Here is a 13,677-nt window from a genome sequence, read left to right as displayed (position 1 = left end):
TTCTCGTTATTTTATGCCTTGTAAAACTGATTCTATATAAATCGAAGGATTCATCATTTCATGTGCAACACGTTCTGAAACTTCGAAAATTAATGGAGCATTTAACCCAATAAATAGGGATACCCCTGCTAAAGCGACCACTGGTAAAATTAAGGCTACTTTTCCAGAGCTCACAAATGGTGCAAAGTGATCAATTTCTTCACTATTGGGTTTAGGTAAGTCTTTCCAGAATACTTCAGACCAAATTCGCGCCACAATAAATAGCGTGACGAAACTCGCGAAGATTAAAGTTCCTAATAAGACGTACTGTTCCAATCGGAAAGCTTCCTGAAACAACATAATCTTAGGCCAGAATCCTGATAAAGGAGGAATTCCCACCAACGAAAATAGAATAACAGCAAACAAGATGGACAATTTTGGGTAATCTTTATACAACCCTCCTAGACGGTTAATATCTTGTGTTTCTCTAATTTTTTGTATCAATCCACTCATCATAAAAAGGTTACTTTTTACAATGACATCGTGAATTAAATAGAAGATAACTCCTACAAAGGCGAGTTCTGTATATAAACCAAATCCTGCAATTAAATATCCGATATGACATACAATAAAGTAAGAAAGGATACGGCGGATATTTCTTTTATTAATTGCCCCTAAAGCACCACTAATCATAGTTAGAATGGCGATTACTACAAAAACACCTAAAACGAAATCGTCTGGTTGAAATATAATGGTAAACACCCTAAACATAGAGTATACCCCCATTTTGGTCAACAATCCACCAAAAATAGCCCCAATTGCCGATGGTGGTGTATGATACGAAGAAGGCAGCCAGAAATACATTGGGAATACGGCCGATTTAATTCCAAATCCGACGAAGAACAACAAAGCCGTTACGGACACTAATCCTCTATTTTCAACAATAGACACTTGATGCGCTAAATCGGCAATATTTAAACTTCCAGTAATTCCGTATAAAATTCCAATAGCCGTTAAGAAAATAGTGGAAGCCAGCATATTCATGGTCACATACTTAACCGCAGATTCCATTTGTCTTTTCTTTCCTCCTAAGGTTAACAATACAAAGGAAGAGATAATTACCACCTCAAACCAAACATATAAGTTGAAGATGTCTCCCGTTAAGAAAGCACCTAACAATCCCATAATTAAAAAATGGAAAATAATAAAATACCCGAATTTGATACGGCTAATATTAATAGCAGATGTGGAGTAAATCCCTACGGCTAGTGCTACTGTTGCTGTGAGGAGTACCATCACCGCACTCAGTGTATCAGCGACGAAGGTGATACCAAAAGGAGCTTTCCAACTCCCCAATTGTAAAGTAATGGCACCATATTCCCACGTTGCGGCAAATAAATTCCAACACAACAGAAAAGCAATACTATTACCAACGATGCTTATTATTTTTTGGATTTTGACATTCTTCCAAAAAATTAATAAAACAACCGCCGTAAACATATGAGCAAAAATTGGCGCTAATATGAAGTTTGAAATCATATATCTAAATCTTGAATATTAAGGGAATCTAAATCATCTGTACCGGTTGTACTATATACCTTATTCAATAAAACAATAGCGAAAGCGGTTAAACCGAAACTGATTACAATTGCGGTTAAAATTAGTGCCTGTGGCACGGGATCGGCATAAGCGTCAAAGAACTGTTTGTGTTCTTCATCAATAATTGGCGCTTTTCCTTTGGTTAATTCTCCCATTAGGAAAATCAAGATATTGGCACCATTTCCCAACATCATCAATCCGAGGAGTAACTTCACCATACTTCTGCGAAACATTAAATAAACGCCTGCAGAATATAATATACCTACTAAAACTACGAGTAATAATTCCATGTAAATGCTTCTAATTAATTAAACATTCTCTGCGATTGTAAAAAGGATGGTCAACACAACCCCAATTACAACGAGATAGACCCCGATATCAAAAAACAAGGCAGTACCTACTGCACCGATAACGGCAACTGATTCGGCAAACCACACCCCTGTCATCACGGGTAACCCTAAAAAAACGGGTAATATTGCGCTTATAATAGACAACGATAGGCCAATACCAATTAAACGCATAGGCGAAAATTGAAACAAGGCTAAGGTCTGTTTCGTACTATACGCAAAAGAGTGCAATACGAAGGCAATAGAAGCGATTAATCCTCCTACAAATCCTCCTCCAGAAAGATAATGTCCTCTCAACAAGACAAACAAGGAGAACAGAATCAATAAAGGCAATAAATAATTGGTTGCCGTACGCAAGATTGTTGAATCTAAAACGTGGTGTTTATTCTGATATTTCCTCATCCTTCGTTCTGTATTTTAAAAGACCATATACTCCTAATGCGGCGATTGAAAGTACAATAGTCTCAATTAATGTATCAAACCCTCTAAAATCCACGAGGATTACGTTAACTACGTTTTTCCCTTTGGCTAAGATGTATGCATTTTCAGCATAATATCTACTGATTTCTTTATCTGCTGGAGATACTAAGGCTTGCAACGTAATTAGGGAGATTAACCCACCAAAAGCAATGGAAACCACAGCATCTCTGAATTGAATTCTTCGATTACTCAATTTTAAGAAACCAGGTAATTTAAATAATACTAAGACAAATAAAACCACTGTCAGCGTATCGATGGCAAACTGTGTCATGGCTAAATCAGGTGCTCCGTAAAATACAAAGATTAAACAGATACAGTAGCCTACAACTCCTGTTGCTGCAATAGCAGACAAACGAGATGGCGTATTGATTGCAAAGAAAATAGCAATCACTGTAATTAAGAATACAACCAATTCATATACCCTAAATTCAGATAATCCCTCAGTATTAACACGCAAAGGCACATCTGCAAATAGTTTATACCCTACTAAACCAATAAAGAATACAATAATCACCATCAAATAGATGCGCAAATATCCGCTTTGGAATAATCGAGTATACGTATAGGCAAATAGTCTAAATTTCTCAACGACAAAACCGAAGATATGCTGTGGAGATAAGTTATAGAAAGGCGAAACAACAGCCAACGAATTTTTGTATCCTTTAAACACAAAATACAAGGCAGTCCCTAAAAGAATGGTTCCACCACTTAGCGCTACGATTTCATTGAATCCATGCCATAAAGCCAATTCCATATCAATAGGTTTTCCTCCAATCGCTCGAACTACCGATGCAAGTACTCCTTCATTTACGAATTGAGGTAATACTCCAAATACAACACTTAGTACAGCTAATATTACAGGAGGCAACCACATTTGAATAGACGGTTTAGGCACATCTTGGCAAGCTTTTTTCACTTTTCCAAAAAACGGTTTAATCCCCACGAGGAACCCCGATGCGGTCAAGAATATATTTGTTAGTACAGCGGCCCCTGTAAAGGCTAATGCCCATTCATTAATCGGATAGGTATACGTTGCATCATAGATAATTTCCTTCCCAATAAATCCAAAAGTCAATGGAATTCCCGCGCTAGATAAAGCCGCAATCAAGGCAGCCCCCGCTAAAGCAGGCATTGTTTTACGCAATCCACCTAGTTGATTGATATCTCTAGTGTGCGTTTGATGGTCTACTGTTCCTGTGACCAAGAAAAGAGTGGCTTTATACAGCGCGTGTACTAGAATAAAGATACTCGCTGCGTAAATTGCTTTTTCTGATCCTACACCGAGTAAGAAAACAATCAGTCCCAAAGCAGAAATTGTGGTATACGCGAGGATTCCTTTCATATCCTTTCGGAATACCGAGTGTATCGCGCCAAATAACATGGTTAAACCACCGATTATTTGCAAAGTGGTATTCCAATACACATGATCACCTAAAATAGGCGTAAAACGCGCTAAAAGATAAATTCCCGCTTTCACCATAGTTGCTGAGTGCAAATAAGCCGATACTGGCGTAGGGGCTTTCATGGCTCCAGGCAACCAAAAATGAAAAGGAAATTGAGCTGATTTAGTAAAGGCTCCCATGAACAAGAAGAACAACAGCACCCCATAAGAAGCATGTTCTTTCAAGAAGTCTGATTGTGTTAGAAGTTCATGGATAGAATAACTTCCTGCGATACTTCCCATCACTGCAGCGAAGGAGAGTAAGAAGAATCCACCTAATCCCGTAATTCCAAGTGCCCATAGTGCACTTTTACGCGAATCCTCTTCTTCGTTATTAAATCCAATCAAGAAGAAAGAAGTAATACTGGTCAATTCCCAGAATACAAATAGGGAAATTAAGTTATCTGATAGTACGACACCAAGCATGGCGCCCATAAAGAGTCCGAGGTAGGCAAAAAATCGATGAATATAGACATGTCCTTTAAGATAGTAAGACGCATACCAATACACGAGTGTTCCGATTCCTGTAATCAACAAGGAGAATAAGAGCGATAATCCATCTAGTTTAAAGTCAAAAGCGATACCTAAGGAAGGTACCCATTCATTTCTAAAAAGCATGACTTCTTTTCCTGACTGTATTTTTGGCAAATAGGACAGGAAATAAATGAAAAGACTTAATGGTATTAAAGTTAATAATCCTGTAAACTTAGAACGTCCTAACCCCTTCAAAAAAAGTGTACTAAAAGCTAGTACAAAAGTGAGTAAAATAATGAATAGCATAAATGAGCTTTATTTCTCTTTTTTCAAATATTTCTATTGAGGGTAAATATATAAAAAAATCAAAAAAAAAGGAATTAAAGCCAAATAACGCGCCTTTTTTTAACAAAACTATAACCATTTTTAAACAGATATAGCCACAAAAAAAGCGAGATTTTAAAATCTCGCTTTCAGGGCTAGTTATTTAACATCTGCCACAATTTATCTTTTAGCTCTTGAAGACCTTGCTGGGCAACTGCCGATATAAACATATAAGGCACCCCCTCTAGTTCTTCATCTAATTCAGCTTTCATTTCTGTTTGGAGCTCTGCATCCAACATATCTGATTTGGTAATAACTAATAGACGATCTTTATCCAACATCTCAGGATTGTATCGTCTCAATTCATCCAACAGAATTTCGTATTCTTTTTTAATGTCTTCTGCATCTGCAGGCACCATGAAAAGAAGTGTAGAATTTCGTTCAATATGACGTAAGAAATAATGTCCTAAACCTTTTCCTTCTGCAGCTCCTTCGATAATTCCAGGGATATCTGCAATCACAAACGATTTAAAATCACGGTAAGCTACAATTCCTAAATTGGGTTTTAGCGTTGTAAAAGGATAATCTGCAATTTTTGGTTTTGCAGAAGTTAGCACTGATAACAACGTTGACTTACCTGCGTTTGGAAATCCTACTAAACCAACATCTGCCAATACTTTCAACTCTAAAATAATATCGAGTTCTTCTCCTGGCATCCCTGGTTGTGCATAACGAGGGGTTTGGTTCGTTGACGTTCTAAAGTGCCAGTTTCCTAAACCTCCTTTTCCTCCTTTTCCAAGGATTCTTTTTTCATTATGTTCAGTAATTTCGAACAGGACTTCTCCTGTTTCTTTATCTTTTACAACTGTTCCTAAAGGTACTTCAATAACTCGGTCATCCCCGTCAGCACCCGTACTTCTTGAACTACCACCATCTCCTCCGTGCCCCGCTTTGATATGGCGCATGAATTTTAAGTGATACAACGTCCACAGTCCTTCGTTACCGACAATATAGACATGACCTCCACGTCCACCATCTCCACCATCAGGACCTCCTTTTTCAATAAATTTTTCACGGTGTAAATGCGTAGAACCTCTTCCACCTTTTCCTGAGGCCACATAGATTTTTACGTAGTCTACAAAATTCCCTTCAGTCATCTTTTATTTTATTACCTTCTCTTTGTTTTTGTCTTTTTTATCCAAAAGATCAATTAAATCAAACGGTCAATTACGCCGCTTAATCTCGTTGTAATCTCTTCAACAGTTCCGATACCATCTACTGAATTATAACAGTTTTTCCCTGTATAATAGTCAATTAATGGTGCTGTTTTTTCATTATATTCTTCATAGCGACTTCTGATGATTTTCTCATCTTGGTCATCTGCTCTTCCACTTGTTTTTCCTCTTTCTAGGATGCGTTGTACTAAAACATCATCATTTGCTTCTAATCCAATTGTTCCTACAAAACGAATATTTTTTTCTTTTAATAAAGCTTCTAATGCTTCTGCTTGTTGAATTGTACGTGGAAAACCATCAAATAAGAATCCAGCCTTATCCATGTTTTTTTCTACTTCATCTGCAAGCATATCAATTGTAATAGAATCTGGTACCAATTCTGCTCTATCCATAAAGACCTTGGCCTGTTTTCCTAATTCTGTTCCATTTTTTAGATTATAACGAAACACATCTCCGGTAGAAATATGAGTTAAATTGTACTTTTCTTTAAGAAATTCTGCCTGTGTGCCTTTTCCTGCACCAGGTTTTCCAAATAAAACTATTGCAATCATGCTACTATACTTTATTTATGCTGTTACTGTTTATTACTCTTTAATTTGATAAATTTCCGGAATATTTCTTCCGTGTTTATCATAATCCATCCCATACCCCACGATGAATTTATTTTCAATTTCAAAAGCGACATAATCTAGTTTAATGTCTTTGGTGTAAGCTTCTGGCTTTAAGCACAACGTACAAATTCTAACTTCTTTTGGGCGTTGTTGTTCAAAAAGTTTTTTTAGAGCTACTAATGTATTTCCCGTATCCACGATGTCTTCAATAATAATTACACGTCGATCCGTCACATCAATATCCAAACCTAAAAGTTGATTCACTTGATTGCTTGATTGAGTCCCGATGTATGAAGCCATCTTTACAAAACTCATCTCACAGCTGCCTTTATATTGCTTAACTAAATCCGAAACCACCATGAAAGATCCATTCAAAACACCAATGAAGATTGGTATTTCCCCATTCATATCACGCAAAATCTCATTTGCTATCTCCCCTAATCTTTCTTGAATCTGTTTTTCCGAAATAAAAGGAACAAAAGTCTTGTCTAAAACTTGAATTTCCATAAACAATTGAATTGATAATTTGCAAATATACAAAAAAGATACAGCACATTTATACTCCTTAACAGATGAATTCCAAACAAATTCATTTTGTTACGGTGAGCTTGGTGAGGGGATGAGAAGACGAAGTTGGTAAAATAGCGCAAAGAACAAACCGCAAACCTGTAAACAAAAAAACGTAGCGCTTTCTTCAAACGCTACGTCTAAAACAAACTAATTCAATCTAACTCTAAAACCAAAGCTAATAAGTTTTATTGTTAAGATTATTTTTTATACACCAGATCAAGGGTATATATTATCTTCTAATACGTTGTACCATGTAATATCGATTTCAAATATAAGTTAATTTTTTAACTAAACAAGTTTTGTTTTAAGTTTTTTTTCACAATCCAAAAACTCGCGCATTAGAATTAAAAACAAATTCAGTTTCAAAAAATAATAAATCAGATTAATAAAAGTTAAAACTACTACATTCCCCTACCATCTACCTAATCCTTCCTTTCTCTGCCTTGTATTATCTTATCTCAAACCTAACCCACTTTTTTTGGTTCTATTTTATGTACACCATTTGATTTAGTATATCTTTGCATAAACACAATTACAACAACACAATGAATTATTATTCAACTGATTTTCGCTTGGGAATATTAGGAGGCGGACAACTAGGCAAAATGCTTTTGTACGATACACGCAAATTTGATATTGCTACTTTCATCTTAGACCCAAGTAAAGAAGCTCCTGCACAATTTGGTGCACACCAATTTTTTCAAGGAGATTTGATGGATTATGAAACGGTCTATCGATTTGGAAAAAAAGTAGATGTTCTAACCATCGAAATTGAAGGTGTTAATCTTGAAGCTTTAGATCAATTACAGCAAGAAGGCGTTAAAGTATATCCTGCTCCTGAGACATTGCGTTTGATTCAAAACAAAGGCAAGCAAAAAGATTTTTATGCTTCCCATCATATTCCTACAGCTCCTTATGTACGTTTTACCACTAAAGAAGATTTAGTTGCTGCAGTAAATCAACAAACGGTATCTATTCCTTTTGTTTGGAAATCGGCACAATTTGGGTATGATGGAAACGGAGTAAAAGTTGTTCGTTCTACTGCAGATCTTACCGCACTACCTGAAGTAGAATGTATTGCTGAAACTATGATTCCTTTCAAAAATGAATTAGCGGTAATTGTAGCGCGTTCAGCCTCTGGAGAAATTAAAACTTTTCCTGTGGTAGAAATGGAATTTCATCCTGAGGCAAACCAAGTCGAATATGTTATCTGTCCTGCACGTATTGATGCAACCGTTGCAGATAAAGCACGAGCAATTGCCTTAACGGTTTCTGAGAAGTTTAACCACGTTGGATTATTAGCGGTGGAGATGTTTCAAACACAAGAAGACGAAATTCTAGTCAACGAAGTTGCTCCTCGTCCACACAATTCTGGTCATTATTCTATTGAAGCAAGTTATACTTCGCAATTTGAACAACACATCCGCGCTATTTTGGATTTACCGTTAGGTAATACCGATAGTAAAGTTGCAGGTGTTATGGTTAATCTAGTGGGTGCAGAAGGACACACAGGCCAAGTATACTATGAGGGAATGAATGAGATCTTAGCTATTCCTGGAGTTACTCCTCATATTTATGGCAAAAGAGAAACAAGACCTTTCCGCAAAATGGGCCATGTCACTATCGTAAATAGCGATATGAATAAAGCGAGAGAAATCGCTCAAAAAGTAAAAGAAACCATTAAAGTAATCAGTCAATAAGATATGAAAATAGCCGTAGTAATGGGCAGTATTTCAGATATGCCTATCATGCAAGATGCAATCGATATAATTAAAGAATTTGGAGTTGAAGTTGAAGTTGATATTGTTTCAGCACACCGTACACCAGAGAAATTAGTTGATTTTTCTTCTCATGCACACAACAGAGGGATTCAAGTTATTATTGCAGGAGCTGGTGGTGCAGCGCATTTACCAGGTATGGTTGCTTCTATGTCTCCACTTCCTGTTATTGGCGTTCCTGTTAAGTCAAGCAATTCAATTGATGGATGGGATAGTGTTCTTTCTATCTTACAAATGCCAGGTGGAGTACCTGTAGCAACAGTTGCCTTAAATGGCGGAAAAAATGCAGGTCTTTTAGCTTTGCAAATTTTAGGTAGTCAAAATGAAGACATTCGAAATAAAATGATTGCTTATAAAAATGGACTAAGAGATGCGGTTTTAAAAGCAGCAGCAAGTCTTAAACAATAAATTAAATAACAAGACGCGCTTTTCCAAGTGCGTTTAACTTTATACTAAACCAGTAATATCAATTACTGGTTTTTTTATGTCTTATTATTCCCTTTATACGTAGCTGTTTGATGCGTTTGAAATAATCGATCCCACAACGTGGTATAAAACCCGAAGTTCATCTGTGGTTCAATATGGTGCCTATTGTGAAAACTAGCTGTACCTAACCAAGTCATCCATCCTTTACGTGCAACAGTTTGTACGCGATTAAAATGACCAATGGTGCCCCATACGACATTAATAATAAAATACAATCCTACACTGAGATAGTGAAAGGGATAACACCATAAAATGACGAGCAACATGAACCCAAAACCTGTTGCCTCTAAAGGACTAAGCACAAACAGACTCAACGCATTTACCCCGACGTGTTCATGGTGTTTTTCGTGAATAAAACGATATAGGAATTTACTATGTGCTAGTTTATGAAAAACGTACATCCAAAAATCAACAACCAAAATCAAAGCCAATAGCTGTAAGAGTATTGTTCCAACACGTACTTTATTAAAATCAACAACTAAGTAGCCTTCCTTCCACAAAAAAGCGCCTAAAACAAAGATGACAATATTGCAAATCAACGTCGTCACTACAGCCCAAACATCAGAAGGAACAATCGGTTGATACGCATTAACTGCAGTATTGCTCTTTTTTAAGGCATGCCACAAGAAGTAAAACAAGATTGATCCCAACATCAAGGCTAGATTAAGCAGGAATGCAAATCCTACAATTGAGCGGTAATCTTGAGTTAATATCGTTTCCATCGGATTCATTGCCTTTGTTTTTAAAAAATAGGAATCATCAAAGTACGCATTAATGCATGGATAATAAAAGTTTTAACTCCTTTATGAGCTAATTCCTTCTCCACTTTCCAAGTCAATTCCTCGCTTGAAAGACCAATACCCCTACTCTTTTTTGTTAAAGATTTGGTAAAGTATCAATAACTCTACAGATACTTTCAACCCCTATGTTTGCTCTAACAAAAATAAACAAAAATGAAAGTAAACAACACACTAACGGTATTGACTGCGAGTTTCCTATTGACGCTTGCTACCACATCGTGTAACAATGACGACAACAAAGTAACGGATAAAGATCCTATTATAGAGGAGCCTAAACCAGTAGACCCTAAAAATCCTGTGGTTTTAAAAAATCATTCTAAAACTCCAGCCTTTGTATATGCTATGCCTGGTTTTAGCAACTTAGAAATCTTTTCTCTTATTTCTAGTGAAGATCAATTAGAAGGATCTCCAGAATTCGTATTTGGCGGTCAACCAGATGGTGCTGGTTTTATGAAAGATCCAAATGGAGAGGGGTATTTGATGATTACGAATCATGAAATCATGCAATCCGTTTCTCGTGTTTATTTAGACAAAACCTTCAAACCTATCAAAGGAGAATATATCGTAGACGGAATTGGTGGAATCACACGTTTGTGTTCTGCAACCTTAGCTAAGCCAGAACTACATGGATTTGGTCCTGTATTTTTAACGGCAGGAGAATCTGGGGAAGAAAGTATGGTACACGCTATTGATCCACTAGGTTCAACAGCTTTAAAATCCTCAACAGATCGCGTTTTACCTGCTTTAGGAAAAGCAAGTATGGAAAATGCTGTTCCTTTACCTATGGATGTTTCTAAAGGGAAAACGTATATCGTAATTGGAGAAGATCAAGGGTATGGTTCAAGCCACCAAAGTGCAGGTCAATTATTGATGTACGTAGGTAATCAAGGCGATTTACACAATGGAAAATTATATGCGTTGAAGAGAAAATCTGGCGGATATACAGAAATGGATATGGCGAAAGGGATGGAATACGATGTAGAATTCGTAGAGATACCAAATGCTAAGAATCTAACGGGTGCACAAATCAACCAGAAGAATATGGAGTTGGGTGTGATTCGTTTTTCACGTGTAGAAGACATCGACTACCGCAAAGGAGCCAACAAAGGAAATGAAATGTACTTCACTGCTACGGGACAAGCTAGTGGTGGTAATCCAGTTGAAGGTTTCACCATGTGGGGACGTGTATATAAATTAGTTTTAGACAAAAACAATATGCTAACAGGTAAACTATCTGTTGCCGCAGAAGGAGATAGTAACCCAGGACATAACCTTATTAATCCTGATAACCTTTGTGTAACTGAAAACTACGTTTACATTCAAGAAGATGGTGATTCGTACTATGCTGATGCGAAACACGATTCTTATATCTGGCAATATAAAATTTCAGATGGTACGTACAAGCCATGGTTAAACATGAAACACAACCGACAAGATGCCCAATGGCAAGCGAATTACAATCAATCAGGTAATTTACAAAAATTCGGTTCTTGGGAATTTGGTGCCATGGAAGACATTTCAGACTTAACAGGGATTCCAAATACGTTTGCTGTGAATATCCACTCTCATACTTGGCAAAAAGATGAGTTTATGAACGCAGATAAAGCTGGCGTAAATAAAAACAAAGAAGGAGGACAAGTCGTAATCATTCGCAACGTCGAAAAATAATATATCATTTACTACACTTTACATGCTCTAACCAGCATGTAAAGTGTGTTTTTTATCCTATGCAGTACATCAAACCATACCTCCTTTTGCTCTTCCTAGCAATTGGATTCACGAGTTGTCAAAAAAAAGACACCTATCAATCCCTTACTTACAATACTTATTTGGTAGAACAAGTGGATACACTTAGTTCCAACATCGACCAACTTATTCACGCTATAGAACATAATCAAGATAGTACGCAACTTAGACAAAGGTTTATTGCCAGCAGACTTGCTTATAAAAAAATTGAATGGGCGGTATCCTATTTTCTACCTCATACAGCAGCGGCTATTAATGGTCCAGCATTAGATCAACTCGATTTAGACGAAAACAAATTCATTCCTGCGGAAGGATTTCAAGTGGTTGAAGAATTCCTTTATCCAGTCTATGATAGCACGTCAAAAGAGGAACTGTTGCTTCAAGCGCGAAAACTCAAAAACTTATCGAACAAAATTCACAAAAACTTTGAGGCCATTACCTTTGAACCTGCTTCTGTATTAGAAGCCCTTAAATTGGAGATTTTTCAAATCACTACCTTGGGAATTACAGGTTTTGATACCCCTGCAAGCAAATTGCAATTTATAGAAGCCACTGCAAGTTTATCAGGAGTTAATCAAGCCATACAAGCGTCTAAAACATGGACCAATACACAGGCTTATGCAACAATAGATCAACTGCTGACTGAAGCAATTGCACTATGTCAGGTTAATCCTGCGAAAAATTCCTTTGATTACCTTACCTTTATTTTAAAGTACTTAGATCCATTAGCCAAAGAGATTGTTGCTTTGCAACGCGAATTGGCAATTCCATTTTTACAAACCAATCAGGTAATTGGAGGAGAAACAGGTTCTTTATTTGATGCCAATACCATTAATCTCAATGCTTTTTTACCGGATAGTACCTATTATCCAACATCAACTAAAATTGCGTTAGGAAAGGAATTGTTTTTTGATCAGCAATTGTCCAAAGAGAATACGAGAAGTTGTGCCACTTGTCACCATCCTGACAAAGCCTTCAGTGAAAACAGAAAAACTTCGTTGGATTTAACTGGGAATCCTTTACACAGAAATGCTTTATCTTTAAATTATGCCGCTTATTATCACGGTCAATTTTGGGATATGCGCAGTGTGACACTAGAAAGTCAAACCTCAGATGTAATTACCAATAAAGATGAAATGCATGGTAATTTACAAGAGATTGTTCAGGTATTAAATCAAAGTGAAACCTATAAAAAGCACTTTGCTAAAGCCTACCAAACCGATGCTCCGATTGCTGTTTGGCAAGTAGAAAATGCATTGGCTTCTTATATCCGTTCGCTTTCTACCTTCAACTCTCGATTTGATCAATACATGAGAGGAAATAAGCAGGCCATGACAGCCCAAGAACAACAAGGGTTTAACCTATTTGTAGGAAAAGCACAATGTGCTACTTGTCACTTTTTACCTGTATTTAACGGAACTGTTTCTCCTTACTTCAGAAGTTCTGAGCAAGAGATTCTCGGTGTTCCAAAAGATAAGGCAGGTACCCAATTAGATGATGATTTGGGACGCTATGTATTCAATACGGATTTGGACCAATTGAAACACTCATTTAAAACACCTACCGTGCGAAACATCAATGAAAGTGGTCCTTATATGCATAATGGGGTATATGAGACACTTGAAGAAGTCATGGACTTCTACAACAAAGGAGGTGGGCTTGGCTTAGGTTTGAAGGTAGAAAATCAAACCCTTCCTGACACTCCATTAGATTTAACCGATCAAGAAATTCAAGCTATAGTGGCCTTCATGAAGGCACTAAGTGATCAAGCATAAAAAAAGTCCTTGGCATGCCAAGGACTTTTTCT

The 13,677-nt window shown here is 36.9% G+C and carries 12 protein-coding genes; 4 read left to right on the top strand and 8 right to left on the bottom strand.

What is annotated here, in order from left to right; translation table 11 throughout:
* Positions 1 to 6: 6 nt before the first annotated feature.
* The 7 genes from AWV75_RS08895 to hpt all read right to left on the bottom strand — a co-directional run bounded on the left by AWV75_RS08895 (position 7) and on the right by hpt (position 6,997).
* Positions 7 to 1,518, bottom strand: coding sequence for a proton-conducting transporter transmembrane domain-containing protein (locus tag AWV75_RS08895; protein ID WP_002987539.1), 1,512 nt, complete (start codon positions 1,516 to 1,518; stop codon positions 7 to 9).
* Positions 1,515 to 1,868: a Na+/H+ antiporter subunit C gene (locus AWV75_RS08890; protein WP_002987540.1), complete on the bottom strand. Its 354-nt coding sequence runs from the start codon at positions 1,866 to 1,868 to the stop codon at positions 1,515 to 1,517. Before AWV75_RS08890 ends, AWV75_RS08895 begins: the two co-directional genes overlap by 4 nt.
* Positions 1,869 to 1,886: 18 nt before the next feature.
* On the bottom strand, positions 1,887 to 2,327 hold the full coding sequence (locus tag AWV75_RS08885; protein ID WP_002987541.1) for a Na+/H+ antiporter subunit B: 441 nt from the start codon (positions 2,325 to 2,327) through the stop codon (positions 1,887 to 1,889).
* Positions 2,308 to 4,626: a putative monovalent cation/H+ antiporter subunit A gene (locus AWV75_RS08880; protein ID WP_060874029.1), complete on the bottom strand. Its 2,319-nt coding sequence runs from the start codon at positions 4,624 to 4,626 to the stop codon at positions 2,308 to 2,310. Before AWV75_RS08880 ends, AWV75_RS08885 begins: the two co-directional genes overlap by 20 nt.
* A gap of 173 nt (positions 4,627 to 4,799) precedes the next feature.
* Entirely contained in the window at positions 4,800 to 5,801 is a 1,002-nt protein-coding gene (gene obgE / locus AWV75_RS08875; RefSeq protein WP_060874028.1) for a GTPase ObgE, read from the bottom strand.
* A 53-nt stretch (positions 5,802 to 5,854) separates the two neighbouring features.
* Positions 5,855 to 6,430 (bottom strand): adenylate kinase, encoded by a 576-nt coding sequence (locus AWV75_RS08870; protein WP_060874027.1) that lies wholly within the window; start codon positions 6,428 to 6,430, stop codon positions 5,855 to 5,857.
* A gap of 33 nt (positions 6,431 to 6,463) precedes the next feature.
* On the bottom strand, positions 6,464 to 6,997 hold the full coding sequence (gene hpt, locus AWV75_RS08865; protein WP_002987547.1) for a hypoxanthine phosphoribosyltransferase: 534 nt from the start codon (positions 6,995 to 6,997) through the stop codon (positions 6,464 to 6,466).
* Positions 6,998 to 7,605: 608 nt separating this feature from the next.
* On the opposite strand from hpt, the gene AWV75_RS08860 reads away from it, so the two are divergent.
* Together AWV75_RS08860 and purE are read left to right on the top strand one after the other, a co-directional pair.
* Positions 7,606 to 8,760, top strand: coding sequence for a 5-(carboxyamino)imidazole ribonucleotide synthase (locus AWV75_RS08860; RefSeq protein ID WP_060874026.1), 1,155 nt, complete (start codon positions 7,606 to 7,608; stop codon positions 8,758 to 8,760).
* 3 nt (positions 8,761 to 8,763) lie between these two features.
* Positions 8,764 to 9,246, top strand: a complete 483-nt coding sequence (purE, locus tag AWV75_RS08855; RefSeq protein WP_060874025.1) for a 5-(carboxyamino)imidazole ribonucleotide mutase — start codon at positions 8,764 to 8,766, stop codon at positions 9,244 to 9,246.
* A 74-nt stretch (positions 9,247 to 9,320) separates the two neighbouring features.
* Here the strand turns inward: purE and AWV75_RS08850 are convergent, their stop codons facing one another.
* A complete protein-coding gene (locus tag AWV75_RS08850) occupies positions 9,321 to 10,055 on the bottom strand; it encodes a sterol desaturase family protein (RefSeq protein WP_060874024.1) in 735 nt (244 codons plus the stop codon).
* Between the two features lie 222 nt (positions 10,056 to 10,277).
* Between AWV75_RS08850 and AWV75_RS08845 the strand changes: the two genes are divergently transcribed.
* Together AWV75_RS08845 and AWV75_RS08840 are read left to right on the top strand one after the other, a co-directional pair.
* Positions 10,278 to 11,792, top strand: a complete 1,515-nt coding sequence (locus AWV75_RS08845; protein ID WP_060874023.1) for a hypothetical protein — start codon at positions 10,278 to 10,280, stop codon at positions 11,790 to 11,792.
* A 59-nt stretch (positions 11,793 to 11,851) separates the two neighbouring features.
* Positions 11,852 to 13,645, top strand: coding sequence for a cytochrome c peroxidase (locus tag AWV75_RS08840; RefSeq protein WP_060874022.1), 1,794 nt, complete (start codon positions 11,852 to 11,854; stop codon positions 13,643 to 13,645).
* Positions 13,646 to 13,677: the final 32 nt, after the last annotated feature.

Source organism: Myroides odoratus (assembly GCF_001549985.1).
GTDB classification, from domain to species: Bacteria; Bacteroidota; Bacteroidia; order Flavobacteriales; family Flavobacteriaceae; genus Flavobacterium; species Flavobacterium odoratum_A.
Note: the sequence above shows the minus strand (reverse complement) of the source record. Positions and strands in the feature narration are given on the sequence as shown.